General features: G+C 71.2%; 24 protein-coding genes and 3 pseudogenes. 11 read left to right on the forward strand and 16 right to left on the reverse strand.

Annotated elements, in window-relative coordinates:
• Positions 1-147 precede the first annotated feature (147 nt).
• The gene (locus tag KV205_RS19575) at positions 148-1,065 is read right to left on the reverse strand and encodes a LysR family transcriptional regulator ArgP (RefSeq protein ID WP_265865733.1); all 918 of its coding nucleotides are present in this window, start codon (positions 1,063-1,065) and stop codon (positions 148-150) included.
• Positions 1,066-1,134: 69 nt separating this feature from the next.
• Between KV205_RS19575 and KV205_RS19580 the strand changes: the two genes are divergently transcribed.
• The gene (locus KV205_RS19580; RefSeq protein WP_265865734.1) at positions 1,135-1,761 is read left to right on the forward strand and encodes a LysE/ArgO family amino acid transporter; all 627 of its coding nucleotides are present in this window, start codon (positions 1,135-1,137) and stop codon (positions 1,759-1,761) included.
• Positions 1,762-2,229: 468 nt separating this feature from the next.
• On the opposite strand, the gene KV205_RS19585 is transcribed toward KV205_RS19580, so the two are convergent.
• The 4 genes and pseudogenes from KV205_RS19585 to KV205_RS19600 form a co-directional block, all read right to left on the reverse strand.
• A complete protein-coding gene (locus KV205_RS19585) occupies positions 2,230-2,685 on the reverse strand; it encodes a hypothetical protein (RefSeq protein WP_265865735.1) in 456 nt (151 codons plus the stop codon).
• A gap of 355 nt (positions 2,686-3,040) precedes the next feature.
• A complete protein-coding gene (locus KV205_RS19590) occupies positions 3,041-3,190 on the reverse strand; it encodes a hypothetical protein (protein WP_265865736.1) in 150 nt (49 codons plus the stop codon).
• 257 nt (positions 3,191-3,447) lie between these two features.
• Positions 3,448-3,627: pseudogene (locus KV205_RS19595) on the reverse strand (helix-turn-helix transcriptional regulator); the annotation flags it as partial.
• Positions 3,628-4,304: 677 nt separating this feature from the next.
• A pseudogene (locus tag KV205_RS19600) lies at positions 4,305-4,941 on the reverse strand (helix-turn-helix domain-containing protein).
• Positions 4,942-5,057: 116 nt separating this feature from the next.
• Here KV205_RS19600 and KV205_RS19605 point away from each other — a divergent pair.
• The 4 genes from KV205_RS19605 (at position 5,058) to KV205_RS19620 (ending at position 8,458) form a co-directional block, all read left to right on the forward strand.
• Positions 5,058-6,044: an alpha/beta fold hydrolase gene (locus KV205_RS19605; protein ID WP_265865737.1), complete on the forward strand. Its 987-nt coding sequence runs from the start codon at positions 5,058-5,060 to the stop codon at positions 6,042-6,044.
• A 130-nt stretch (positions 6,045-6,174) separates the two neighbouring features.
• Positions 6,175-6,936 (forward strand): metallophosphoesterase, encoded by a 762-nt coding sequence (locus tag KV205_RS19610; RefSeq protein WP_265865738.1) that lies wholly within the window; start codon positions 6,175-6,177, stop codon positions 6,934-6,936.
• 359 nt (positions 6,937-7,295) lie between these two features.
• Positions 7,296-7,787: a nucleotidyltransferase domain-containing protein gene (locus KV205_RS19615; RefSeq protein WP_265865957.1), complete on the forward strand. Its 492-nt coding sequence runs from the start codon at positions 7,296-7,298 to the stop codon at positions 7,785-7,787.
• Between the two features lie 350 nt (positions 7,788-8,137).
• A complete protein-coding gene (locus KV205_RS19620; protein ID WP_265865739.1) occupies positions 8,138-8,458 on the forward strand; it encodes a hypothetical protein in 321 nt (106 codons plus the stop codon).
• 505 nt (positions 8,459-8,963) lie between these two features.
• Here KV205_RS19620 and KV205_RS19625 read toward each other — a convergent pair.
• The gene (locus KV205_RS19625) at positions 8,964-9,527 is read right to left on the reverse strand and encodes a TetR/AcrR family transcriptional regulator (RefSeq protein WP_265865740.1); all 564 of its coding nucleotides are present in this window, start codon (positions 9,525-9,527) and stop codon (positions 8,964-8,966) included.
• Positions 9,528-9,638: 111 nt separating this feature from the next.
• Between KV205_RS19625 and KV205_RS19630 the strand changes: the two genes are divergently transcribed.
• A complete protein-coding gene (locus tag KV205_RS19630; protein ID WP_265865741.1) occupies positions 9,639-10,322 on the forward strand; it encodes an SDR family oxidoreductase in 684 nt (227 codons plus the stop codon).
• Positions 10,323-10,615: 293 nt separating this feature from the next.
• On the opposite strand, the gene KV205_RS19635 is transcribed toward KV205_RS19630, so the two are convergent.
• Together KV205_RS19635 and KV205_RS19640 are read right to left on the reverse strand one after the other, a co-directional pair.
• Positions 10,616-10,885: a hypothetical protein gene (locus KV205_RS19635; protein ID WP_265865742.1), complete on the reverse strand. Its 270-nt coding sequence runs from the start codon at positions 10,883-10,885 to the stop codon at positions 10,616-10,618.
• A gap of 366 nt (positions 10,886-11,251) precedes the next feature.
• On the reverse strand, positions 11,252-11,611 hold the full coding sequence (locus KV205_RS19640; protein ID WP_265865743.1) for a hypothetical protein: 360 nt from the start codon (positions 11,609-11,611) through the stop codon (positions 11,252-11,254).
• Positions 11,612-12,019: 408 nt separating this feature from the next.
• On the opposite strand from KV205_RS19640, the gene KV205_RS19645 reads away from it, so the two are divergent.
• Positions 12,020-13,282, forward strand: a complete 1,263-nt coding sequence (locus KV205_RS19645) for a PQQ-binding-like beta-propeller repeat protein (RefSeq protein WP_374214694.1) — start codon at positions 12,020-12,022, stop codon at positions 13,280-13,282.
• A gap of 64 nt (positions 13,283-13,346) precedes the next feature.
• Positions 13,347-14,534, forward strand: coding sequence for an NADAR family protein (locus KV205_RS19650; protein ID WP_265865744.1), 1,188 nt, complete (start codon positions 13,347-13,349; stop codon positions 14,532-14,534).
• A gap of 40 nt (positions 14,535-14,574) precedes the next feature.
• Here KV205_RS19650 and KV205_RS19655 read toward each other — a convergent pair whose 3' ends face one another.
• From KV205_RS19655 to KV205_RS19665, 3 genes are all read right to left on the reverse strand, one after another.
• Positions 14,575-15,321, reverse strand: a complete 747-nt coding sequence (locus KV205_RS19655; RefSeq protein WP_265865745.1) for a class I SAM-dependent methyltransferase — start codon at positions 15,319-15,321, stop codon at positions 14,575-14,577.
• 187 nt (positions 15,322-15,508) lie between these two features.
• Positions 15,509-16,309, reverse strand: a complete 801-nt coding sequence (locus KV205_RS19660; protein ID WP_265865746.1) for a hypothetical protein — start codon at positions 16,307-16,309, stop codon at positions 15,509-15,511.
• A 156-nt stretch (positions 16,310-16,465) separates the two neighbouring features.
• Positions 16,466-17,326: a barstar family protein gene (locus KV205_RS19665; RefSeq protein ID WP_265865747.1), complete on the reverse strand. Its 861-nt coding sequence runs from the start codon at positions 17,324-17,326 to the stop codon at positions 16,466-16,468.
• A gap of 607 nt (positions 17,327-17,933) precedes the next feature.
• Here KV205_RS19665 and KV205_RS19670 point away from each other — a divergent pair.
• Complete coding sequence (locus KV205_RS19670; RefSeq protein WP_265865748.1) at positions 17,934-18,584, forward strand: DUF4360 domain-containing protein; 651 nt, start codon at positions 17,934-17,936, stop codon at positions 18,582-18,584.
• 83 nt (positions 18,585-18,667) lie between these two features.
• Here KV205_RS19670 and KV205_RS19675 read toward each other — a convergent pair whose 3' ends face one another.
• A complete protein-coding gene (locus tag KV205_RS19675) occupies positions 18,668-18,796 on the reverse strand; it encodes a hypothetical protein (protein WP_265865749.1) in 129 nt (42 codons plus the stop codon).
• A gap of 162 nt (positions 18,797-18,958) precedes the next feature.
• Between KV205_RS19675 and KV205_RS19680 the strand changes: the two genes are divergently transcribed.
• Entirely contained in the window at positions 18,959-20,749 is a 1,791-nt protein-coding gene (locus KV205_RS19680) for a hypothetical protein (RefSeq protein ID WP_265865750.1), read from the forward strand.
• 120 nt (positions 20,750-20,869) lie between these two features.
• Here the strand turns inward: KV205_RS19680 and KV205_RS19685 are convergent, their stop codons facing one another.
• The 3 genes from KV205_RS19685 to KV205_RS19695 form a co-directional block, all read right to left on the reverse strand.
• Positions 20,870-23,221, reverse strand: coding sequence for an Orn/Lys/Arg decarboxylase N-terminal domain-containing protein (locus KV205_RS19685; RefSeq protein WP_265865751.1), 2,352 nt, complete (start codon positions 23,219-23,221; stop codon positions 20,870-20,872).
• A 358-nt stretch (positions 23,222-23,579) separates the two neighbouring features.
• Entirely contained in the window at positions 23,580-24,257 is a 678-nt protein-coding gene (locus tag KV205_RS19690) for a hypothetical protein (RefSeq protein ID WP_265865752.1), read from the reverse strand.
• Positions 24,258-24,638: 381 nt separating this feature from the next.
• Positions 24,639-24,818 (reverse strand): hypothetical protein, encoded by a 180-nt coding sequence (locus KV205_RS19695; protein WP_265865972.1) that lies wholly within the window; start codon positions 24,816-24,818, stop codon positions 24,639-24,641.
• A 47-nt stretch (positions 24,819-24,865) separates the two neighbouring features.
• Here KV205_RS19695 and KV205_RS19700 point away from each other — a divergent pair, with 47 nt between their 5' ends.
• Positions 24,866-25,501 (forward strand): hypothetical protein, encoded by a 636-nt coding sequence (locus tag KV205_RS19700; protein WP_306806335.1) that lies wholly within the window; start codon positions 24,866-24,868, stop codon positions 25,499-25,501.
• A gap of 50 nt (positions 25,502-25,551) precedes the next feature.
• Here KV205_RS19700 and KV205_RS19705 read toward each other — a convergent pair.
• Positions 25,552-26,146: pseudogene (locus tag KV205_RS19705) on the reverse strand (helix-turn-helix domain-containing protein).
• Between the last annotated feature and the right edge of the window lie 70 nt (positions 26,147-26,216).

A 26,216-nucleotide genomic window follows, 5' to 3' on the forward strand; every position in this document is an offset into this window, starting at 1 on the left:
ATGCCGTGATCCACTTCTGCTGATCGGCCGGTCTGTCCCTCGGCCGGTCTGTCCCTCGGCCGGTCTGTCTCCCGGCCGGTCTGTCTCCCGGCCGGTCTGCTTTGCCTGTTCCTGCCGCCCGTCCCGGCAGCAGAACGTCATCGGTTCTCAGGGCGAGCCGCTTCCCCCGTCGGTCAGCAGCGCTTGTGCGGCGGCCGTCGACACCACCTCGGCGACCGTGGACAGGGCGGGCGAGTCGAGCTTCCACTGCTGCCAGTACAGCGGTACGTCCATGGGCCGCGTCGGCGCCAGTTCCACGAGCCGGCCCGAGCGCAGGAGCGGTTCGGCCTGCGCTTCGGGCACCATGCCCCAGCCGAGGCCGAAGGCCACCGCGTCCCGGAACCCGTCCGATGTGGGCACGAGGTGGCGGATGCGCCCTGCGTCGGAACGGCCCCGCGTGAGGGACCGGACGAAGCTGTCCTGCAGGCCGTCGCGCCGGTCGAAGGCCACTGTCGGGGCCTCGCGCAGGGCCTCAGGCAGGGGCCCGGTGAGATGGGCGGCGGCGAACTCGGGGGCGGCCACGGCCCGGTAGCGGGCGAGCCCGAGCCGCCGTACCGTGCACCCGGCCACCGGGTCGGGCGAGGAGGTGACGGCCGCCATCACCTGGCCCTCGCGCAGCAGGGCGGTGGTGTGGGCCTCGTCCTCCCGATGCAGCTCGAAGCAGATCGGCGGGTCCTGCGGGACCCGGGTGAGCGCGGGCAGGAACCAGGTGGCCAGGGAGTCGGCATTGACCGCGATCGGGATCCGGACCGGGCCCTGCTCGGCCGCCAGGCCCAGCTCGGCGCGGGCGTCCCGTTCCAGCCGCGCCAGCTGGCGGGCGAACCGCACCACCACCTCGCCGGACTCGGTGGGGCGCACCGGTTTGGTGCGCATCAGCAGGACCCGGCCGGTGCGCTGCTCCAGTGCCTTGACGCGCTGGCTGACGGCTGACGGCGTCACGTGCAGGGCGGCGGCCGCGGCGTCGAACGTACCCTCGTCGACCACCGCGAGCAGCGTCCGGACCTGGTCCAGGGGAAGCTCGTCCATAAGTAGCACTAAGGGTACCTAAGAATCTTTAGCTGTCCTGATCGTGACATGTTCCTTACGGTCGACGTCATGACCAGCAGCATCCTCGCCGCCCTCGTCGCCGGATTCGGTACGGGGCTCTCCCTCATCGTCGCCATCGGCGCCCAGAACGCGTTCGTCCTGCGCCAGGGCGCCCGCGGTCACGCGGTCCTCGCGGTGGTCGCGATCTGCGCCCTGTCGGACGCGGTACTGATCGCACTCGGTGTCGCGGGAGTGGGCGCGGTGGTCACGGCATGGCCGGCCGCGCTGACCGCAGTGGGCCTGGCGGGCGGGGCGTTCCTCCTTGGCTACGGCCTCCTCGCGGCCCGGCGCGTGCTGCGCCCCGACCCGGCCGCCGCCCTGACCACCGGCGGACCGGACGCCGGCTCGGCCCGCCGCGCGGTGATGACCTGCCTGGCGATGACCTGGCTGAACCCGCACGTCTACCTGGACACCGTGCTGCTCCTCGGCTCACTCGCCTCCGACCGCGGCGACCTGCGCTGGGCCTTCGGCGTCGGCGCGGCCCTGGCCAGCCTGAGCTGGTTCTTCACCCTGGGCTTCGGCGCCCGGCTGCTGAGCGGAGTCCTCGCCCGCCCGAAAGCCTGGCGCGTACTGGACGGACTGGTCGCGGCGACCATGCTGGCCATGGGCGGAATGCTGATCGCCGGCGCCCAGTGACCCACAGCGCTGATGCAGGCGACGGCAGCCGGCACGTCAGGACGTCGTGGGTTCCACGACCTGGCCTCGGCTGCCGAGGGATCGGGAAGGCGGATGTCGCGGGGGCGCTCCGCGGGCACGGGTCGGAAGGTTCCCGCACCCAGTCCTCGGCATCCTCCTTCCGGAACCAGACATCCGGCGGTGCCTCGCGCATCCGCAACACTTCCGCGCCGGTGCACAACCCGATGTCCACGGACACCTCCGCGAACTCCTGGTCACCCACCCCCACAAGCTGACGCGCCACGCGCAGAGCCAGTATCGGGTCCGGGCTCTCGCCGAACACTCTCGCGATCGTCTGAGGTCCTTCAGGACCGTTCATGGCGCGGAGGAAGAGATGCCGGTGCTGCTCGATGGCGTCCGGTCCGAGGCCGGTGGACCGAACAGGTCCCAAGCTCGCGCCGGAGAGTGACGGCCCGCCCGCAAGGGCGGCTAGCGGCCCTTGGATTCGACGGAGGCGAGGGGCTGGGGGCCGACGTAAGGGCGGCGACCGCCCGGTCCAGGTCGTGTCTTCGGGGTCAGGGTCGATCGCAGGTACGCCCAGCCGGCCGCGGCGACGAGCGCGACGCGCTCGGGGTCGGGGTCCGTGGTCTCGGCGGCGTCGTATCCGGAGATGCCGCCCGGGATGTGCTCCCCGCCATGGACGGTGAGCAAGCTCTTCGGGCCGGGGCTCAGGGTGTAGGCGTCCCAGCGGTAGCTGATCCGCTCGGAGAACATCGGATTGAGGTCCTGGTCACCGGCGATGACGAGGGCATCGGCGGTCATCGTGCCGAAGTCGACCTTCTGGAGGAGGGGGAAGTGGCTCGCGGCAGCATCTTCGGGTCCGCGAACCTCATCGGGAGAGGCGATGATCAGACCGGCCTTGATCCGTGGGTCGGCGCGTCGCACGACCATACTGTCGGCGGGGTCCATGGTGCACGCGCCCAGCAGCACCGACGCGGTGAGACCGCCGAGGGAGTGCCCGGCGACGGCGATGCGGTCCCGGTCGATCTGCCCGTTCAGCGCGGAAGGCCTTCTCGACCTCGTCGAGGTGGTCCAGCACGGTAGTCACGTCGGCAGCCCGGGTGTACCAGTAGAACGGCGCCTCGGCGTGCTCGGCCTGGCGCTGTCCGAGCGCGGTGGAGTCAAGGTGCGTGGGCTGCAGCACGACGAACCCTCGGGCCGCCCAGAAAGTCGACCGGCGGGCCGTAACCCCGCAGCGGCGACAGGTACCAGCAACCGCCGTGTCCGTGCGAGAGCACGATCACCGGCAGGCCGTCGCCGGTGGCGGGCGCGGAGACCTTGACTCCAGCGGGACGAGCCGGCCGGGCACGTCGACGACGACCGGGCTGTAGCTGATGACGGGCGTGGGCGCGTCGACGGCGATCCCGGCGACGGTGGTGGAGTCGTTCACGGCTCTCTCCTCTTGGAGTGTGCCCGCACCCTGTGTGGCTCGGCGGGTCACGGGTCCGAGACTCGCCGCTGTGGCGCCCTGTTCGCGTCGGCGATCGTCACCTATCCCCTCACGCGTGCCTGCGAGGGGCTCGTACCCGGCGAGTCCTGGCAATGGCCGTGAGCGTCGCCGCAAGCGTCCCGGTCGGTGTCCGACCCGGTGCGTGGTGGGTGGGTGTCGATGACGTTCCACGCGCGTGCTACGTCACAGCGCCGTGGTCACGGGATCGGGAGGTCCCGGAGCTGGCGCCGCGAGGTGATGGCGAGCTTCGGGAAGATGTGGCGCAGGTGGGCGTCGTCGGTCCTCGGGCTGAGAAACAGCTGGGCGGCCACCTCCTTGGAGGTGGCGCCGGTGGCTACCAGGCGCGCGATGGGCAGCTCCTGGGCGGTCAGTGCGCCGGTCGGGTCGCTCTGCCGCTTGCGCGGCTGAGGTCGGGGCACTCGCCCGGGCTTACGTCGGGTTCGCGGCGACCGAGGCGAACCTCGTCGAGCTGATGTTCGCCCACAAGCACGGAGCCGACGGTCGGCAGGTGGGGCTCAGCGCGGTCGAGGCGTTCACACCCGTGCTCGCGGTGTTCACCGGCGGGTGACCCGACCCGGAGCGGACCGGACTCGCGTTCCTCGCGGCCCTCCAAGGCGTCACAGGACTGGCCAACTGCGGCGTGGTCGACGTCTCGCGGCTCGAAGACCTCCTGGCCGACATCATCTCCCGGTACTCCCGGTACTCCCGGTACTCCCGGTACTCCCGGTACTCCCGGTTCTCCCGGTTCTCCCGGCCCTGACAGCTCTCCGGCAGCAGCCCCGGACGGCGTCGAGGAAGCAGTCGGGCCGAGCAGGCGGCAGCCGGCGAGCGCCACCGGCGGCGCCGGCGCCGGAACCTGGACATCGAAGAACGTCACCAGCAGGCCCGCACCAGTCCGGCGGTCAGCCGGTGAACGGCATCGATGCCACGGACATGGAACAGCCGAGGCGGCTGACGAGCCCCGACGCCGCCGGCGCCCCGTCGGGGATCCGGTGCGGCGTGACTCCCTCGCCAGGGACGTAGCCGGGACGTCGCGCTGTTCGTTCGCCGCCGGCTACCGGCCCCTGGGGCCGGGCGCGGGCAGGGTGCGCGGTCGCAGGCGCTCTCCCTGCGGCCCGAACAGGATCAGGTACTCGACCGGTCCGCCGAGGCCGGCATTCGCGACCCCGTGGGGATTGCGGGGTATCGAACTCGGCGACCTCCCCCGCGCTCAGGACGAGGTCCTGGTCACCGAGAGCGAGCCAGAGGCGTCCGTACAGCACACACAGCCACTCGTAGCCGTCGTGGGAGACCTGCCCGGGGCGTGCCGGCGGGCTCTCGACGGCGGGCAGGACGTGCTTGTGGGCGTGCAGGCCGCCGACGTACCGGGTCAACGGCAGCACCGCTTTGCCATCCCCGAGGCTCAGCGGCGCCGCAGCGCGCGGCTGGGCCGCCGGGGTGGGCGCGGTGCCGGCCAGCTCGTCCAGGGAGACGCCGTACTCCCTCGACAGCTGCAGCACCACTTCCAGCGTGGGCTTGCGTCGGCCGGTCTCGATCCGTGACAGCGTGCTCGGTGAGATGCCGGTCGTACAGCTGACTCCGGTGAGCGTGGCGCCGTATCGCTCGCGCGCAGCCCGCAACCGTGGGCCCATATCCGCCAGAGTCTCCACGGTGCTGTCGTCCGCCACTCCTGCTCCCTTCTCACCGACCATGCCGCTCGGCTCTGTCCTGCATGTTTGCCCAAATGGCAACGCTCATCGCGTCGAGGGGCCGTTGCACCGCATGATCGATGTGCACCCCCGCCCGGCCGCAAACCGAGGAGGAACCCATGAAACCCCAGCCGTACGCAGGACTCCGCCACCGGACCGTCGAGGCCCCCGCCGGCCGACTGCACCTGGTCGAGCAGGGCACCGGCCCGCTGATCCTGCTCGTGCACGGCTTCCCCGAGTCCTGGTACTCCTGGCGACTGCAGCTCCCCGCCCTCGCTGCGGCCGGTTACCGGGCTGTGGCCATCGACGTGCGCGGCTACGGCCGCTCCTCCAAGCCCGCCGCGACCGAGGCCTACCGGATGCTCGACCTGGTGGAGGACAACCTCGCCGTCGTGCGCGCCCTCGACGCGGAGAGCGCGGTGATCGTCGGGCACGACTGGGGATCCAACATCGCCGCCGCCTCCGCCCTGCTCCATCCCGGGGCCTTCAGCGCCGTCGGCCTGCTGAGCGTCCCGTACGCACCGCCCGGCGGCCCCCGTCCCACCGACGTCTTCGGCCATATCGGCGGCCCCGAGCAGGAGTTCTACGTCTCTTACTTCCAGGAGCCCGGCCGCGCCGAGGCGGAGATCGAGCCCGACGTCCGCGGCTGGCTCACGGGCTTCTACGCGGCCCTGTCCGCCGACACCATGCCAGCCGAGGGCGAACCCGACCCGCACTTCGTCGCCCACGGCGGCCGGCTGCGCGACCGCTTCCCCGTGGGCAAGCTCCCTTCCTGGCTGACCGAGGACGACCTCGACGTCTACGTCGGGGAGTTCGAGCGCACCGGCCTGACCGGCGCCCTCAACCGATACCGCAACATGGACCGCGACTGGGAGGACCTCGCCCTCCACCGAGGCGCCCCGATCAAGCAGCCGTCCCTGTTCATCGGCGGCACCCTGGACGCCTCCACCACCTGGATGGCGGACGCGATCGACGCCTATCCGGCCACGCTTCCCGCCCTGTCCGCCTCCCACCTCCTGGAGGGGTGCGGGCACTGGATTCAGCAGGAGCGTCCCGAGGAGGTCAACCGCCTGCTGACCGCCTGGCTCGCCACCCTCCAGGGCTGAACCGCGGGACGCCCCGGCCGTCGCCCGAGCGAGCATGCCCGGCGACCACACAGGCCGAACGGCCCCCTTGAACTACGCGCCGGGCGAAAGGGCGTTACCCCTCGGCTGCCTTCGCCCCACAGTGGTGACCATGCTGAACCGCGTAGCCGTCCTGTCCGACATTCACGGAGTCCTGCCGGCCCTGGAAGCCGTACTCGCCGAACCAGATGTCAGCGCCGCCGATCAGATCGTGCTGACCGGCGACATCACCGCCGGCCCGCAACCGGCCCAGGTTCTCGACCGGCTGACCGGCCTCGGTGACCGCGTCATCTGGATCAGCGGGAACGCCGACCGGGAACTCCTCGAATACCGCCGGGGGCAACGCGACACGATCCCCGATCCGATCGCCCCCTGGGCAGCCGAACAGCTCCGCGAAGACCATCTCGCCCTTCTCAGCTCGCTGCCACGATCCCTTTCCCTGTCCGTGAATGGCCTGGGAAACGTGCTGTTCTGCCATGCGACCCCTCGTGACGACGAGGAGGTCGTTCTGGTCGACTCCCGCCTCGACCGCTGGAAGGAGGTCTTCGACGGACTCGACGCCGACATTCGTACCGTGGTCTGCGGCCACACCCACATGCCGTTCGTCCGCCTCGCTCACGGCCGCCTGGTGATCAACCCCGGCAGCATCGGCATGCCCTACGGGCGAAGCGGAGCGCACTGGGCCCTCCTGGGCCCGGGCGTCGAACTCCGCACCACGCACTTCGACCTCCAGGCCGCGGCCACTCAGCTCAGCCAGGACTCGTCCTACCCCGACATCGTCGAATGGGCCGACTACTTCCTGCACGCTCGCGCGACTGACGCCGACGCCCTGGCAGCGTTCGCCCCACGGGACGGACGCGATCACAGCCCGTGACCTCGCCATCCGTCCACGACAGCGAGCAGCCTCAGCCCCCGCCGACGAATTCGAGCGGTGACGGTGGCGCCCCCATCCCGGCGGGCGCGGGAGCAGGCCCAACAGGGCGTCCTTGGCGATGCGGATCCCGAGGGCTGCGGCCGGCGTTGAGTGCGCGTCTCATCGGCCATGGCGAGGGCGGTGCTTCCTGGGCCGGGCTTCGTCAGGTGGGTGAGACGCCTGCATGCTTCCAGGATTTCGCACTGAGGATGGCAGTCTTCCTCGTTGCCTCGGAATGCAGGCCGGCTCTGACCTGGCTTGGCCGCCGTCGAGGAATTCGTTCGCCGTCCGAGGTGATCGCTTCTAGCCTGCGTCGCGTGATGACGGATGAAGACGTGTTGTCTGTCCTGACTCTGCTGCGACGGGCAGAGGTAGATGTCTGGATCGGTGGAGGATGGGGAATCGACGCCCTGATCGGCGAACAGACCCGGGGCCATCGCGACTTGGACCTCATGCATCGGCAAGACCAGGAAGCCACGGTGGTGGCGGCTCTCCGCGAGGCGGGCTTCGCGGAGAACCTGAACTGGAGGCCCATCCGATTCCTCGTCGCGGCTCCGGACGGCCGAGAGATCGACCTGCATCCACTCGTCTTTGGAGACGACGGCTCGGCGGTGCAGGCGTCACCCGAACCAGAGCATCCTTTCGTCTATCCCTCCTCATGCTTCGTGACCGGCACGATCAAGGAGGCGACCGTCCCGTGTCTGTCAGCCGAGCAGCAGGTGTACTTCCATCGGGGATACGAGCCCACGGACCGCGATCGGCATGACATGGCCCAACTTCGCCGAGTCTTCGGGATCGCCACGTACTTCTGAGGAGCGATGCCATGCCGCCGCGCCGCCGCGCCGCTTGGGCGGGCAGGTGGCCGTGCGCTCCCCCGTGTGGGGAGGCGAGCAGGCCGGTGAGGACGACAGCTTCGGGTGAGGTGGCGGCTCGTTCCAGGCCTCGGAGGGACTGTGGGGATCACCGAAGCGCCTCCCCGGGCCTCCCGGCCTCTCGGCGTCCGCCAGTCGCTGGACGGTTCGGGAGGTCATGCCGAGTCGGCGCTGGATTGAGCGTCGGCTGTGGCCGACTGCCCATAGCCCGCCGGCCCTCCTGCCCCGTCGTCCTTGCCGCATGAGAGGCTGCCCGGCGACACCAGGACAGGGGCGGAGGGGCCGGCGGGATGGGTTTCGAGGGCGAAGTCTGGCGACTGATGCGGCAGGAGGAACTGCTCGGCGAGATCGTGATCGACGAGGCCGACTTTCCATGGCTGAACGGTCACTTCGTTCCCACGCCGACGTTCGAAGCAGTGAAGCCGTGGTTCGAGGAGTCGCTGGCTCTGATAGCGGCGGAGCAGTACGAGCGGTTCGACGACTCCTACGACCGGATCGCGAAGGCCCTGTCGCTGGTCGCCCCGTCAGGACCGGTCCCAGAGTTTCTGCTGCACATCGACGACGGTCGAGCATGGTTCAGATGGAGCGACGAACCGTTCGACGATGCCTGAACCCGGCAAAAACGCCCGCCCCTTCCCCCCGCGTACCCGGGAAGCAGCACCCTGCTTCGGGCGCCAGGCCGAGGTCCTGGGGACCATCGCCCGCGCACGCGGCAAACACCGAACGCGCCTGCCCCACGGCCGGTAACCGCACGCTCGCCCTCGCCCCGAACGCCTGCCGGGTGGCTCACGCCGTCGGCGACAGCCGCCCGGTACAGGGTGTCGAGGTCGTCCAGGCTGCCGCGAACGGACTCGGCTCCGGCGGTACGGAGTGCTTCGGTCGGCGTGTCCGGGCGGGCGCGCCGGACGGCGGCGGAGCCGGTCCGGACGGATACCAAGGCGGCGGCGACTCCTGCGGGCAGAGGGACATGCGGGTCCTGCGCCGTACGGATGCCCATCCGGCGTGAGTGCTTGCCGAGTCGGCCGCGCGAGCGCCCGCCCCGGTCACTCGCCGGCCCCTCGTGACCGCTCGCCGGTGAAGGCGGTTCGGTCGCGCGCCGCGCAGCGTGTCCGAGGGTCAGTCGGCCGCCGTCAGCGCCTCGCGCGCGGCCGTGAGGATCTCCTCGGAGAGTGGTGAGTCCCTGGTGGCCCGGGACAGTACGAGTGCCCCGATCAGGGTGGACAGCCGGGCGAGGCCGTCCTCCCGGTCGTCGGAGGTGAGCCAGTCGGCGAACTCGCGTACGCCTTCGGTGTAGACGCGGCGCGCCTCGCGTTCCTCCGTCCCGCGTGCGATGTCGGCGGCGAGCCCGGCGACAGGGCATCCGTCGGCCGCGTTGTCGCGATGCCCGACGGAGAGGTAGGCCTCGATGAACGCCCGTCGCGCTGCGTCGGGCTGTCCGGCGTGCCGCTCGAGTCCGGCTTCGTGGCGCCGGGTGAGTTCGGCGAAGGCGTAGGTGGTGGCTTCGTCGACGAGTGCCTCCTTGGAGGCGAACTGTTTGTAGAAGCCGCCGTGCGTCAGGCCTGCTGCCTTCATGAGGTCGGCGACGCTGATGTGGGTGCCCTGCTCCCGGAACAGTCGCGAGGCGGTCTCGACCACCCGGCGGCGGTTCTCCTCGGCCTGTGCTTTCGATACGCGGCCCATCAGCCACCTCCCTTTGGATGTCGAGCGGAATCTATTCTATGCTGCACGTTAGATGTTGCTCATAATCTATGCATCCGGGGGCGCTCTGCGCCCGGGAGTCGGGAGCGTCAGATGGAACTCAAGAACGCAGTGGCAGTGGTCACCGGAGCCAACCGAGGATTCGGCCGGCACCTGGCCGCCCAGCTCGTGGACCGCGGGGCCACCGTCTACGCGGCGGTCCGCCGTCCGCAGGAGGTGGACCAGCCCGGTGTGATCCCGCTGCGCCTCGACGTGACGGACGAGGCATCGGTCCAGGCCGCGGCCCGCACCGCCTCCGACACGACGCTGCTGATCAACAATGCGGGCATCTCCACCGGGGCGCGGCTGATCGCGGGCGACCTGGACGCCGTACGCCGGGACATGGAGACCAACTTCTTCGGCACGCTGACCACCACCCGGGCGTTCGCCCCGGTCATCGAGCGCAATGGCGGCGGCGCCGTCCTCAATGTCCTGTCGGTCCTGTCCTGGCTGCATCCCGCGGCTCTCGGCTCCTACGCGGCGTCCAAGGCGGCGGCCTGGGCGCTGACCGACGCGACCCGGGAGGAACTGGCGCCGCGCGGCATCACCGTCTCGGGCCTGCACGTCGCGTACATGGACACCGACATGACGGCCGCCGTCCCCGCCGACCAGAAGATCGACCCCGCCGCCGTCGCCACCCAGGCCCTGCACGGCATCGAGGCGGGCCTTCCGGAAATCGTCGCCGACGCACTCACCCGGCGGGTCAAACAGGCTCTGGCCGGCACGTCGCAGCCGTGACCGCCGGACACCCATGAAGGCCGTGCCGGCCGTCGGACAGGCCCCCGGGAGGGGGGACGCCTGTCCGGGCGGTGACGGCGGGGTCAGACGAGGTCCCCGATGGCCTGGCGGTACCCGTCGCGCAAGTGATCCTCGGTGACGTGCTTCAGGTACTCGGAATCGGGTTTCGTCGCGTACCGGAGCACCGTCTCCCTGTATGGGGACACCCAGGTAAGAGCAGCGCGAGACGCCACGGTGGGCTGCGGACCGGCGGGGCGATGATCACCCCGGACCCTCCGTTCCGCTCGCTCGGCTCAGGGGCCACTCGCCCCGGCCAGGGGCGAAGCCATCCGGACGAGGAGGAGTACGGCGCCGAGCGCGGACACGGCGCCGGTGCCGCCGGGAACCTCCTGCTGCACCAGCACCATCGGGACGGTCGTGATCACCGCGATCCACATGGCGTTGGGGAGCTGAAGCGCGATCAGCGCCGGCGCCGACTCTGCCAGCGGGAGCAGACAGAAGAAGACGGTCGCGAGGAGCACGGCGGCAGCCACGATCCGGGCCTTTCCTGCGCGCTCGGCCACGCGGCCCACCGTGATCATCAGCGGAATCTCCAGCGCCGCTCAAACCCCCGCCATCACTCCGACCAGGGAGGTCGGCAGCTGCAGTTCCTTGGTTCGCCACGTTGACCAAGGTGACCGCGCCGAGCAACAGCCAACTGCTGCGCGGTACCGGGGCGAAGGCCTGAAGCGTGCCGGACCGGCGCCAGCGCGCTTCCGCCCCGTCCGGCGGCTCCCGCCGTGGCGGTCCGGGCGGGGCGAGGGAGGCGGGCAGGGCAGGCAGGAACCAGGGGCCGAGCACGGCACTCAGCAGGAGCAGGGCCGCCGCGCCCCCGTACAGACGTCTGAAGCCGGTGTGTGTCAGCAGGAAGCGACCGGCCGGCGGACCGATCACCCACCCGCGGAGCTGAGCGGCGTGACCTCTCGGCCGGCGGAGTCGGCGAACTCCTTGACGTAGGCGAAGAACTGGGAGCCGTACGCCCCGTTGAGACCGAGCAGTACGGCTCCGGCGGCGAACACCGGCGCGTAGTCCCGGGCGGTCGTGAAGACCATCGCGCCGGTGGTGCCCGCCGGCGCGGCCGCGGCGAGCGCAGTCCGTCGGTCAGGCAGCCGGTCGGACAGCCGGCCCACGGCGAGGTTGACGCCGACGCCGATCACCCCGCACCCGGTGCAGTACAGGCCGACGCGTCCCGGCCCGGCACCCACGGCGTCGGCGAGTAACAGGCTGAGCGTGGTGCCGAAGACCGACATCGCGAGGGCGTAGGACCCTGCGGACGCCGCGGGAGACAGCGCCGTCCGGTGGGACGAGATCGCACCGGTCACTCGTCGGGACCGGCTGAAACCTGCGGGCTGCTTCACGCGGATCCCCGTCGCTCGGACGAGGCGCGCACCGGCGCCCCTCGCGCGTCGCCGGCGACATCAGTCTCCTTGACTGCGCAAAGAAGTGACACTGGCCATGGCACCCGTGCTCGCGGGTGACGCCCTGGCCGCCGTTCCGCGCGGTGTCCCGATTGGTTCACGAGTCCGTTCCGGTTGAGATCCGGCACGCCCGGCGGCGTGGGGTGGCGGATAGCGTTCCTCCGGTCGCGCGGTCGCACGTCTGTGCGGTGTCGAGCGCGGCGCATCTCTGATCCGACGATTTCACGGGGGTACGGCAACATGACCATGCGACGAGGCAGCCGGCCGGGTATCGGATTCTCCCGGCGGCGCGCGCTGCGGCTGGCCGGCGGCGGTCTCACGCTGGCCGTGCTGGCAGCCGGCGCGGTCGGCTGTCGCGAGGACGGCTCCGAACTGGGCGGCTCGGGGGGTTCCGGGAGTTCGGGGGGCGGGAAGCCGGTCGGCGGCGACAAGCCGGACGGAGGGGGCGCCGGCAAGGACGGTCAGGCGCCCGAGCCGCTGTGGACGAAGACGACATCCGCGCAGACCTACGGCGACAACGACGAACTCGTGGCCGTGGGCGGCGTGGTGATCGCCAGCGGTGAACCGCTGGCCGCGCTGGACGGCGCCTCGGGCAAGGAGCGGTGGTCGCTGGAGGACGGGGCGATCCCGGGGGCGCCGATGCTGCTCGGCAACGGCACGCTGTACCTGGCCAGTGCGCAGTACGACGGCACCGTCGCCGGCTACGACCCGGCTTCGGGCAAGGAGACCTGGCGCAGCCACCTGGGCAAGGCCTACCGACAGCCGAGGCCCATCGCGGTCGACGACAAGCAGGTGTACGTCATCGCCGAGATCCTCGAGGCCGACGGCTCGTCCAAGACCAATGTGATCGCCGCGCTGAACAGCGGCACGGGCCGACTGGCGTGGAAGGAACAGCGCGACCTCGGCACCGAGCAGAACGGCATCCACGCCCATGCCGAGGGCCGCTATCTCGTCTACACCGACTTCAAGAAGAACCTCACGGTGCGCGACACCGCCACCGGGAAGCAGATGTGGACGCACAAGACCACCAAGACCAACTACGGCTTCTTCGCCGTGTACCAGGACCTGGTGATCGTTCCGCAGGGGCCGAAGCTGCAGGCCTTCAGCCTGGCCGACGGCTCGGCGAAGTGGTCGATGGAGGCCGCCCAGAGCTACGTCTCCTTCAAGGAGCCGGCCGTCCTGGGCGACGTCCTCTACATCGCCGACAGCGACCGCACGATGCGCGCCCTCGACCCCCGTACCGGCAAGGAGATCTGGAAGTCACAGGCGCTCGCCGACGCGAATCTCACGGTGCCACGGCAGTACGTGCAGGCGGGCGATGTCCTGTACGCGGCCACGGACCTCGACAAGCAGGGCGGCGTGATCGCCATCGACGCGAAGACCGGTGCCGTGCGCTGGACGTTCAACGACAAGTCCGGTGACTATCACGCCTGGCTGGTGGCCACGGACGGGCAGCACGTGTTCGCCCTGCATGGCAAGAAGCTGCACGCCCTGCCCGTCTGACATCCGTACCGGGAGGCTCGGCGTCGGCGTGCCGCCTGACCGGCCCGTCAGGCATCATCAGGGGATGATCGGCAATCGGATCACCTCTCGCATGGCGGACGGCGTCCGCATCCCGGGAACCTGGCGCCACGCGTTCATATGCAACGGCGGCACCTACTTCCTCACAGACCTCTTCATCTACGCCGACGGCCTCGTCGACTGCTGGGAACTGGTCACGCTCGACGAGTTCGAGAAGAAGCTCCGCAGCGGGTGGGTGGCCACCAGCCTGCCCGACGGCGGCGCGGTGTCCGCACACCGACTGGGGGCGTGGACCTTCGGTGAGCCGGACACCTGGCTGACCCCGGAGCTGCTGCTCGCCGAAGTCCGCGACACCGTCGACGAGCTGAACGGGCGCCCCGATTCGACCGGTCGCTGCCTGGCGGCGGTGGAGGTGTTCCTCGCCGAGCGGACGGAGGAGCACCGGGCCGCAGCCAGGGCCGCCTATCTGGCCATTCCCGAGACCGTGCGTCATTACGCTCTCGGCGACATGGACCGCAAGGACCGTCCCCTGCAGGCCCTCGTGACGGGGCCGGGCGGTCGCTTTCCCGGCTGGCCTGACGAACGGGTTTCGCAGGAGGAGTACGACGAGGCCCTCACGTACTTCGAGGAGCGGGGCCGATGGCTGGCCGAGGCGCCTTCGCGGGTGCCGGCGGACGGGGCGGTGGACTCCTTCGCGCCTGCGGTGAAGCTCTCCCACTCGTATCCGCAGCGCGCGCTCGAGCACCCGGACAAGCGGAGCCTGCGTAACGACTACCCCGCACCCATCACCCTGGACGACGTCACCTATCCGTCGGTGGCGCACGCCTACTGGGCCCTGTCCGTCGCCGATCCGGAAGCGCGCGCCGCGGTCGCCACCGCGGAGACGGGGGCGAAAGCCCACACACTCGCGGCCAAGGCGACGCGACGCGAGGGCTGGGAGCAGACCCGCACAGCGGTCATGGCCCGGTTGCTGCGCGCCAAGTACGCGCAGCACTCCGGCCTCGGCGCGGTCCTCCTGGCCACGGGTGACGCGTCCTTGCTCTACGACGACGCGGACTCGGGTTTCTGGGGCGACAACGGAGGCCGGGGCCGAAACTGGACGGGGCGCCTCCTGGAACTCGTCCGGTCCGAACTGCTGGCCGACCAGGCCGGCATCGGCCAGGACTTGTCCGGCGGAGCGTGCAGCTGCTCAGGGCAGGACTCGTCGATGCGGGCCTGGGGCGGGGAGATCTGACGGATGTCGGGTGGGAACGGCTGCCGGCCGTTCCCGACCGTCAACCACGGGCCGGCTTGCGCCACACGGAGATGTGCTTCGCGGAGTCCTGGGTGAACGGAGACCCGTCCCAGTCCGCGACGCGACGTTCCAGCTCGAGCCCGGCGATCCGCGCCATCAGGTCGAGCTCCGCCGGCCAGGCGTAGCGGTGCCGGGAGTTGTCACGACGGTAGCGGCCGTCGTCGCCGTCGCGGGTGAAGTGGTGCGAGACGAGCATCTGCTCGACCAGGTCGAAGGTGTCGAAGCCGAGATGCTGCTCGGAGACGTCGAACGGCACCGCGACCTGACCGGGCGGCAGCGACCGCAGCGGCGGCACGAGCAGCTCGATGACGAACCGGCCGCCGGGCTCCAGGTGCCGTGCGGCGTTGCGGAAACACTCGACCTGCTCGTCCTGCGTGAGCAGGTTCGAGATGGTGTTGTAGACGAGATAGACCAGGGAGAACTCGCCGGGAACGACGGTGGTGGCCATGTCCCCGATGACCACCGGGAGGGTGTCCTCGTCGATCTTGCGCCGCAGCACCGCTGCCATGTGCTCGGACAGTTCGATGCCCACGACCGGTACGCCGCGTTCCCGGAGCGGGACGCCCACGCGTCCGGTTCCGATGGCGAACTCCAGTGCCCTGCCGTCGCCGGCGAGCTCGGCGAGGAAGGCGAGGGTCGGTCCGAGAACGGCAGCCGAGAACATCTCGGCATCCTCGGCGTCGTAGCGGTCGGCGGTCGCGCGGGTCCACAGCTCACTGCTCGTCACAAGCGGCCACTTTGCCGGGTGTCGAGGCGCGCTGTCGACGCATTAACGCATCCATGGTCCGGGCCGGATCGCCGCAGCCGCGGCGCGGGCTCGCCCGAGAAGGGTGTTGATCACGTCCCCCGACCGTGCGGGTACAGCCGCCACGGACATGCCGCCACGGACATGCCTCCGCGGCGGGGCCGAGTGGTCAGAGTGCGAGTACAGGGCGGGTGGAGAAGTCCTCGTACATGTCCTCGCCGTCCGGCGCGTAGACGAACTCGGTGGCAAGGAACGGGTTGCGGTTGGCCGTGGCCAGGGGCAGCCATCCCAGCAGGTTGCCGTAGCCACCGCATTCCGATTCGCCGCCGTCTCCGCCGTGCACCGCGGTGACGTCGCTCGTCAGCTCGGTCCGGTAGGTGTCGTAGGCGATGTGCAGGCCCAGGGCGTTCGGCTGGTGGTGCGGGCCGTCGGGGGCGCCGTAGGGGGTCCTGTCGAGGGGACAGTCGTCGCCCCATCGAAACAGGGTGCTCGCGCCGGCTCCGCAGGCGTGCTCCCATTCATCCGCGTTCGGCATGCGCAGGCCGCGAGCGGCGAGCGCGGCCGGCATGTCGGCGGGAGGGTCGGTCAGGTTCTCGTCCTCCACCGCCATGAGCACCGACGCCAAGGCGACGCGGCGGCGCGGACTGAGCAATCGCGCAAGATGGGCCCGCAGGTCGGGGCCGAACCCGAAGCCCTGCTCCAGGCTCTCCTGGTAGTCGGCAGCCTGCTCGGCCGACGGCTGATAGGAGTCGAGGTCGAATCCGAGTATCAGGGTGCCGCCCGGCACCAGGGCGAATTCCTGCGCGTTCCGCTCGATCCGCACTCGGTGCATAGGGGCGCCGAGGTGTTCGACCGGCTCGACGGCAACGACCCGGCCGTCCACGAGATCAGCTGCCTGCTGGGCGACGCGGCGGGCGGTCGGCAGGTCGAACGACCGCCATTCGTCAAAAGTGAGATCGGCGAGAGACATGCGCCGCAGTCTTCCACCAAGATCTGACACGGCCGGGGTCACGGCCTGTCGAGCGTGGGCAGCAGAGCCTGACGAGGCGCCGCCAGCAGCAGGGCCGAAGGCCGCGCGGGCGGTCGTCGCGACGGCAGAGTCGTTCACCGCGCGGGCGCCCGCGGCTCATCGGAGCACGACGGTGACGCCGCTCTGTTCCAGGAGCCCCACAACCTCCTCGAAGTAGGAGAGTCGGCCCAGCGGATCCTCCACAACGTCCGCCGGCGCGCGGCGTGCGACCTCGGAGTCGCGCCAGGTCAAGGTGAACGGCGGGACCACGCCGAATCCACCGCACAGGCAGTCCTTGAAGGCGTTCCACTCCCGGCCGAAGTAGCGGCCGGGCCCGAGCAGCGCCTCGGCCATCGCGCAGTGCAGCCCGGGAACGTCCGTGACGAACCGGCCGTCGAGATGGTGCTCACCGCCGGACCGATCCGGCCGTGGCGCGGGCATCCGCCAGTCGCGTGTGGTGAGGTCCAGCCACTCGGCCCTGCCCTGCGAGTCGTACGGCGCCCACATGTGGGGCTCTGCCGGCGGGCCTTGATGCCACTGCGCCCAGACCGGGCGGGCCGCCGGCGACGGCCGGTCGTGTCCGCCGTCGGCGAGGGTGATGTCGACGAGCGTGCCGCCGAGCACGGACGGTCGCGCTCCGGTGATGGCCAGGCCCACGGTGCGGGAAGCCATCACGGCGCCATGACGATCCAGCACCAGGAGGTACGCCCAGTCCCGCTCCGAGCGACGGGGGCGCCGCAGCGCCGCGAGCAGGGGCTCCGCGGGCTCACAGCCGATCAGCTCCAGCGGAACGGGGGCCGGGTCCATTCGCGCCCGGAACAGGCCGTCCACGGCGGAGCACCGGCCTGCGCTTGCCGCGGCGGCGGTCGTTCCCGCGAAGAGTTCGAAGCGCGGAGTGGCGGGGAGTTCGAAGAAGCCCTCCTCGTTCCTGACGCCGGCCCCGAGCACGATGTCGTACCGCTCCGTGTCGGCAACCAACCCTTCGATGCCTGCGCAACTCCCCCAGAACTGTTCCACACCGTCTCCGTCCTCCCGAGCCCAGGAGGCACTTCACCGGAAAGTCCCGGTCCCACGCGGCGTGATCTGCGATGCGCACCCAACCCCCGAACATACGAGCAGCTTTCGCGCCCACGATACGGACCCGCCCGCCCCAGGGCGGACCAAAGAACGGTTGCCCGGGGGATCTCGCCGATCAGCAGCTTGTGAGGGAACACCGGCAGCACCGGCAGCACCGGCGGGGCTGGTGTCGGGTGCGAGAGGTCGGCACCCGCTGTTCCGAGCCAGCGGAAGGGCGTTCGCGGGGCGATTGTTGGCCGGGCTCCGTCCTGTTCCTGCGCGCTGGGGCCTCTAGCATTCAACCGCTCCCGCCCGTACCGGCGGGGCCACCCCGGGATGCCATGACGTGCGTATGACGGTGCAACTGTTGCCGGCTGCATCACCCTCTCCGCACCAAGAGCGCGTCGATCCACCGCAGTAGGTCCGTGACGGCCGCCCGACCCTGTGGCGCGCCGCACCCCCCAGCCCGCGAGCGGACGCCCCCGTGCGCCCGCGCTCGCCCGGCACCGAAGCACTGGATGGGAGAACCATGAGAATCCCCTCACTGGTGAGCGGAGCGGCCATCGCCCTGTTCGCCTCGGCCCTGCCCGCGCAGGCAAGCCCCTCGTCGATCGCCGACCCGCCCCCGGACCGGATCGTCATCGACATCGCCACCGTGAACGGCTCCGGCTGTCCCCTCGGCAGCACCGCCATCGCCGTGTCCGAGGACAACACCGCCTTCACCGTCACCTACAGCGAGTACCTGGCGCAGGCGGGGGGCGGCTCCTCCCCCACGGCGGCCCGCAGGAACTGCCAGCTCAACCTGCTAGTGCATGTGCCCCAGGGGTTCACCTACGCGATCGCCAGCGCCGACTACCGCGGCTACGCGTCGCTCCGGCCCGGAGCGAGCAGTACGGAGAAGGCCTCGTACTACTTCCAGGGCTCGCCGAGCACCGCGTCCCGGACGCACAGCTTCCGGGGGCCGTACGAGGACAACTGGCAGGCCACTGACGACACCGACTGGGCGCAGCTCGTGTGGGCGCCCTGTGGCGTGCAGCGGAACTTCAACATCAACACCGAGCTCCGGGTGAACGCCGGCACGTCCGACCCGGCCACCACCAGCTACATGACCATGGACTCGACCGACGGTGACATCAGCACCGTCTACCACCTCGCGTGGAAGGCGTGCCCCAAGAGCTGACACCGTGCCCGACCCGGCCGGGCTCGCCCTTCCCCGGCCGGGCCTCACGGCCGCCGCAGGCATCACGCCTCACGCCTCACGCCTCAGCGGATCGCGTATCCGTCCCGCAGCGGGCCGCCGCACCGGTCCAGTACGTCCGTCACGACAGCGGCGAAGGCTTCGGTGTCGCCGGCGATCGCCTGCCCGGCGGCTTCGGTCAGGGTGCGGTGCATCCCGGGGTCGGCGCGACAGCGCCGCTGCCGAAGCGGCCCGCACGGCGCCGTTCGGGCGACATACGGTCGAGGAACCGGCGTGTCGCAGGTGGCGGCGCGCCCGAAGAAACGATTGGGCTTTGGTAGGACGGGCGCGATCCCACGACCGAAAGGTGATCGCCCATGCCTCCCACCACCGGCAGCACGCCAGATCCAGGGACGCTCCCCCGGCCGAGACCCCGCCGTCGGCGCGGTCTCACGGCGCTGCTCGCCGGGGTCCTGATGGCCGCCGCCCTCCCCTTGGCCGCAGGAGCCCCGCAGGCCCGGGCCGACGTCGGCATCGACGAGTACCCCGTATCCACCACCAGCACGCCGGTCGGGATCACCGCCGGCCCCGACGGCAACCTGTGGTTCACCGAGGCGGCCGGGAACAAGATCGGCCGGATGAGCCCGACGGGCGCCCTCATCGCCGAGTACCCCCTGCCCGGCGAGTTCAGCACCCCGCACGACATCACCACGGGTCCGGACGGGAACGTCTGGTTCACCATGCAGGACGTCGACTCCCGGGTCGGGAAGATCGACACGAACGGCACGATCACCGAATACCCCCTCCCCGACCAGCTCGTCGAGCCCACCGGGATCACCGCCGGCCCCGACGGGGCCATGTGGGTCACCGAGCAGAACGGCCACCGGATCGCCCGGGTCACCACCACCGGCGCCGTCACCGAACACCCTCTGCCCGAGGGCTCCGGCCAGCCGTCCTACATCACCGCCGGGCCGGACGGGAACCTCTGGTTCACCGAGATCGACACCAGCGTCATCGGCCGTATGACGCCGTCCGGCGTCGTCACCGAATTCCCGGTCCCGGGCGGCGGCGGGCCGTCCGACATCACCACCGGCCCCGACGGAAACCTCTGGTTCACCGTGTTCGGCGGCAACAGGATCGGCCGGATCAGCACGTCCGGCGTGATCACCCAGTACGAGCTGCCCGCGGGCGAATTCCCGCCCGCGCCCCAGGACATCACCGCCGGGCCGGACGACAGCCTGTGGTTCACCGAACGCAACGGCGGGAAGATCGGGCGGATCAGCACGTCCGGCGTCATCGCCGAGTTCCCCCTGCCCTTCCCCACCCGTGACCCCTGGGGCATCGCCAAGGGCCCCGACGACGACATCTGGTTCGCCGAGACGGCCGGCCTCATCGGGCGCCTCCGTCTGACCGAGGCCGATCTGGCCGTCACGAAGTCCGACACGGGCTCCGATCCCGTCGTCGAGGGGCAGAACGTGACGTACACGCTCACCGCGACGAACAACGGCCCGCAGACGGCCGAGGGGGTCGTGCTGCGTGACGCTCTCCCGGCCGGAATGGAGTTCGTCTCGGCCTCCCCCGGGTGCACCGCGGCCGGCACCGCACCGGACGTCGTCACCTGTGGCATCGGCAGCCTCGCCGCCGGGGCGAGCGCCGCGCGGACCATCACCGCGACGGCCACGACCGAGGACGTCGCCGTCGACACGGCGGGCGTGGCCGGGGCGGTCTCCGACCCGGCCCCGGCCAATGACACCGCGACGGAGAACACCACCGTCGACGCGGTCACCTGCTTCGGCGAGGAGCCCACCCTCACCGGCACCCCCGGTGACGACCAGATCAACGGCACGCCCGCACGCGATGTCATCCTCGCCCACGGCGGCAACGACACCATCAACAGCGGCGCGGGCGACGACCTCGTGTGCGGCGGCCCCGGGGCGGACTCGATCACCGGCGGGCCCGGAGCCGATGTGATCGCGGGCGGCACGGGGGACGACACCCTCCACGGCTCCCAGGGCGTCGACATCGTCTTCGGCGGGCCCGGCGACGACTCCCTCTTCGGCAATGCGGGCAACGACAACCTGGACGGCGGCCCGGGCACGAACAGCAACAACGGCGGCCCGGGCATCGACTCCTGTGCCGCCCCCGACACAGGCATCGGCTGCCCGTGACCTGATCGGGCAGGGGTGCTCCCGGAACCGGAACCGGAATCCGGAACCGGCATCCGGACCGGGAGCACCCGCGGCCACGCGGGCAACCGGCGGCGGGCCCGCCGGCGGCCCGTACCGCGCTCAGGGGCGGGTGTCCTCCGGCTCCGGGAGGACGCATTCGATGAGGTAGTCGCCGGTGGTGGGGTCCATGGTGACTCCGTGGGTCTCGCTGTGGAAGCCGGGGAAGGCGCGGTCGAAGGCTTCGAGGGCGCCGAGGTAGCGCAGGAGCGGGCCGTCGGTGGTGCCGACGGCCTCGCCGGGCATCAGGACGGGGATGCCCGGCGGGGTGACGGTGACCATCGCCGCGGAGACGCGGCCGGCTGCCTTGGCCAGGGTCAGGCGCTCGGTTCCGCCGCGGATCAGGCGTTGGTAGCAGTGCTGCGGGGGTGCGACGGGCTCGGGAAGCTCTCGGAAGGCGGTGTCGAGGGTGTCGATCAGCTCGGCCTCGGTGAGGTGTTCGTGCATGTCCTGGCACAGCTGCTGGAGGGTGAGGCCGGTGTAGCGGTGCGGGTGCGCGTCCACGAGAGCGGGCAGCACCCTGTCGAGCGGGGCGGCGCTGTCGTAGAGGGCCTTGAAGTCCATCAGGGCGTCGATGAGGGTGCCCCACTTGCCCTTGGTGATGCCCATGGAGAAGAGGATGAGCGTGCTGTAGCTGTCGGTCTTCTCCACGACGATGCCGCGGGTGGCGAGGTAGGCGGTCAGGACGCGGGCCGGGATGCCCCACTCCCCTCTGTGTCCCGTGGCGGTGACGCCGGGGCAGGTGAGGGTCACCTTGACCGGGTCGAGCATGCAATAGCCCTCGGTCAGTCCCTCGAAGCCGTGCCAGTCGGCACCGGGCTCCAGCTCCCAGCAGCGCGGATCCCGGGCCAGGAGGGCGGGCGGCGCTTCGGCGAAGTCCACGCGGTCGCCGGTCGCGGGGTCGGTGACGGTGTCGGGCTGCCAGACACCGAAGAACCAGCCGGGCCGGTCGCCCGCGGCGGCGATGCGGCGGCCGGTGCGCACGACGGCCCGGCGGAAACGGATGGCCTCGGTGATCGCCTCGTCGATGAGCGCCCGGCCCTGAGGGCCATCCATCATGGCGGTCGCGACGTCCAGTGAGGCGATCGCGGGATACAGCGGCGAGGTGGTGCCGTGCATCATGAACGCCTCGTTGAACCGCTCGTGTTGGACCGGTGCGCGGGGCGAGGGCTTGACGTGCACCATCGCGGTCTGGGAGAGGGCTGCGAGCAGTTTGTGCGTGGACTGGGTGGCGAAGACTGTGGGCCGCGTCGGGTCGTCGAAGGTGTCGGGGCCGACCGCCATGCCGTATCGGCCCTCGTACAGCGGGTGGAAGCGGGCGTAGGCGAACCATGCCTCGTCGAAGTGCAGCCGCGGCGTACTGGGCGCCAGCGCACGGGCGACCTGGAGGGTGTCGTAGCACAGGCCGTCGTAGGTGGAGTTGGTGAGCACGGCGTACTGCGCGTGCGGGGAGAGGGCGTCCGCGACGAGGGGGTGGTCGGCGATGCGTGCTGCCACCGCGTGCTCGTCGGTGCGCGCCGGGGGCAGCGGGCCCGCGAGTCCGTATCCGTTGCGGGTGGGGACCAGGTAGACGGGGCGGGCACCGGAGATCACGAGGCCGTGCAGCACGGACTTGTGGCAGTTGCGGTCCACCAGGGCGATCTCGTCGCGCATGACGCTGAAGTGGCCGACCATGCGGTCGGCGGTGGAGTCCCCGTGCAGTACGAAGTAGGTGCGGTCGGCGCCGAAGACGCGGGCGGCGTTGCGCTCGGCTTCGCCGATCGGGCCGCTGTGCTCGAACAGCGAGCCCAGGTCCGCGACCGAGATCGACAGGTCCGTACGGAACAGCCGCTCGCCGTAGTAGTCGAAGAACGCCCGCCCCGCCGCCGACTTCAGGAACGCGACGCCGCCGGCGTGTGCCGGGGTGTGCCAGGAGTACTGGTGCGCGTCGTCGAAGCGGCGCAGTGCCTTGAAGAACGGCGGCAGCACACCGTCCTGATACGCGCGGGCCGCGGCGGCCACGCGTCCCGCGATGAAGACGGGCGTGTCCTCCAAGGGCCACACGTAGCCGGTCACCACCTCGGCGACCCAGAGCGGGAGCTGTTCGAACTCGCCTTCCGAGTCCTGCGAGTGCTGTGGCATGAGCAGGAACACGGGCAGGTCCTTGAACCGCTGCCCGATCGCCTCCAGAACCTCCGCCCCGCCGCCCGCCGCACCGCCGGGCCCGGCCTGCGGCTCCAGGTCCCAGGCCACCATGGCCCCGGCGAGCCCGGCCTCCGTGCGCAGCACGGCCTGCGCGTCCCGCGCATCGCCGGCCCACCGTACCTGTAAACCCTGGGCCTCCACCTCCTTCCCGATGCGCCGCAGCTGCTCGCTGACCGCCCCGGCGCGCGCACCCATCTCCCGCGTCGCAAGAAGGACCGTTCCCGTACTCATGACCTGCTCCCACACCATGTCGCGGACGTATGCCGCGCAGATAACCGGTGGAGGCGTCCGGCGTCACCGGGGGTCGAACGACATTCACCCGATGGGGTCGGCCTTCGAATACCGACCACTCCCCGTGCCCACGGCCCCGTCCGCCACCGGGGTGCAGCCTCACCCCTGGGGGAAGCCGCCCGCACCGTCGGCGCCGCGTACCTCGCGCGGACGGGCCTCAGGCCTCCTGCGGGGGATGTTGCACGGGGTACGGCTCGGTGAAGTCGGCCGAGCGGCTCACCTGCTCCCAGGCGCGCGCCCTCGGCCAGTCGGCGGCGGTCGGGCAGCCGTTCGCGAGGGGCTGGAGGTCGGCGGAGGGTCAGGCGGGGGCCGTTTCGGTCTCCTCCGCTTCCAGCATGCGGGCGGCCGTCCGGCACTCCGGTGATGCCTGCGGGTCCTCGCGGACGGCTCGCAGCAGGACCGGGACCGGCATCGTCGCGAGCCGGTGCCGCCAGGCAAGGTGCCCGTGCGCGGCTGCGTACCGGGCCGTCAGGACCTCGGCGGGGGTCAGTTCGGCCCCGGACGGAAGCAGCAGCGTCGCGATGCCCCGGTGCGCGAGGCCGTCGCAGACCTGCTGTGGGGTGACGTGGTTGCTGTGGTGGTCGTCGTGGACCTCGTACAGGAGGCTGTACACGAGGCGTTCCTCGCGCGGGGTGGCCGTGGCGGGCGCCGGCGTCCGCCACCGCAGCGACTCGATGCCGGCCGGCGAGACCGGCACGGGCAGTCCGCAGGCCAACGGGCTCGGGGACGCCGCCAGCCGGATCGCGCCGAGCGCCACCGCCCGCTCCGACAAGGCACGGTGGAACGCGAGCCCCTCGGCTGCCGCCGACGTCAATGCCGGTACCCGGGCCGCCTCCGCCACCTGGTCGGCGGGCGGCCCGTCCGTCCAGGCCAACGCCAACCCATCCGCTGTGTCCGCCTCGACGGCGAAGGCCGTCCCGAACCGCTCGCCCAGCGCCGCCGCCAGGGCCTCGACCGTACGCCGGGCATCCGTCATGCCCTGAATCTAGGTCGCCGCCACACCGCGTCACCCTTGAGAGAAGTCGCCGCGTGCCACGCGCCACGGGGCCACCCCTGCAGGAGTCCTCCCGCACCACGGCAAAGCGCCGCTGCCGCTCGACCGGCCAAGACGGGTTTCATTCCTCGTCGAGACGGGCCTGCGACCGTGCACGAGGTGCTGGCGCCGTGGGAGAAGGCGCCTGCCAAGGAGACCGCGGCGAGGAAGGTCACTGCGGCCCGCCGCCGGAAGTCGGCATAGACGCACCACATCACATGCCGTGGAACTGGGTCGTCAGCCGGGAAAGCCCAGCTCGGCGTCGGGCTGACAGATGAGCGTCATCCGGCACCTCCCTGGATCCGACTCATTCGCCCGGCAGCGTCAGGCTTTCGCGCCGGGCAAGCCGCTGGTGACGACGATCGCTGCCACGTCGCCGGTCTTCGTGCGCCCGAGCCAGACGATGCCGCCCGATTCGGCCCCGAAGGTGACCAGGTCGGCTTGGTGTGACGCATCGCGCACCCGCTCGCAACCGTCGGTCAACCGCTCGGTATCGCGCGGCACAGGAACGCCATCCGCGAACGTGGCTGGCAGAGCGGTGGGGCCGGGACGTGCTGCACTGTGTGTACTGCCACGGCTGGGAGGTGCGGGACCGACGGATCGGTGTGCTCGGGAACGTCCATCAGGCCTTGCTGTTCCGGCAGTTGTCCGAGGACGTCACGCTGTTCCGGCACACGGGAGCGGAGTTGACCGACGAGCAGTGGCAGCAGCTCGCGGGGCTGGGCATCGGCGTGGTCGACGGCGAGGTCGCCGGTCTGGAGATCGACGACGAGGACCGGCTGGCCGGCGTGCGGCTGGTCGCGGGGCCGGTGGTGCCGGTGCGGGAACTGGCGGTCGCTCCCCGCTTCGTCGCACGCGTCGGCTTCCTCGCCGGTCTGGGCCTGCCGTTGCGTGAGCACCCCATGGGCCTGGGGGAACAACTGGCCGCGGACGCCTCCGGGTTCACCGGGGTCGCGGGGGTCTGGGCCGCGGGGAACGTCAGCGACGTACTGGCGGGCGTGCCGGCCGCCGCCGCGGCCGGAGTGACCGCCGCGGCGGCGATCAACAACGATCTGCTGACGGCCGACGCCCGGCGGGCGGCCGCGTCCCGCGCGGCGGGCGACAGTGTCTTCGGCGGGGCGGCGGAGGCCGAGGCGGCTCGGCGCGTGCTGGGGGTCCAGGGGATGGCCGGGCGCGGCGGCCGCTGAGACCGATTCGGCGCTACGACGCCACGGCCGCGCGGCGGCCGGTCGCCGGCTCAGGCGGTGCGGGCCCTGAGATGGGCCCGCTCCCCCTGCGGCCCGAACAGCACGAGGAGTTCCACGGTCCGCTCGTCGTCGGGGCCGAGCCAGTGCGGGACATGCGCGTCGAACTCGGCCGCCTCACCGGCCTTGAGGACCAGGCTCCGCTCGCCCAGGAGCAGCCGCAGCCTGCCCCCGAGGACGTAGACCCACTCGAAGCCGCCGTGGGTCTGCAGCTGCGGCTCCGTGCCCGGCCGGGCCGGGATCAGCACCTTGTGCGCCTGGACACCACCGGGGCGGCTGAGCGGCATAGGTCAGGCCGCCGCGGGTGACCGGCTTGAGATGGATCCGCGGATCGCCGGTGCGCGGCGCGCCGACGAGTTCGTCCAGCGGTACGGCGTACACCTCGGCGAGCGGAAGGAGCAGCTCCAGGGTCGGCTTGCGCGTCCCGCCCTCGAGGCGGGAGAGCGTGCTCTCGTTGATCCCGGTCTCCGCGGCGAGCTCGGCCAGCGTCATGCCCCGCCCGCGCCGCAGCTCCCGCAGCCGCGGGCCGACCGCTCCCAGGACGTCGCTCCTCGTGGTTCCCATGCGGCCAGGCTGCCGGGACGGCATGAAGGTTGCAACTTCGGCAAGAGGTCTCGTCGACCACGTGGTGTCGCGCCACGGAAGAGCAGCATGTGTC

It is taken from the genome of Streptomyces sp. SKN60 (genome assembly GCF_026236535.1).
Classification (GTDB): domain Bacteria; phylum Actinomycetota; class Actinomycetes; order Streptomycetales; family Streptomycetaceae; genus Streptomyces.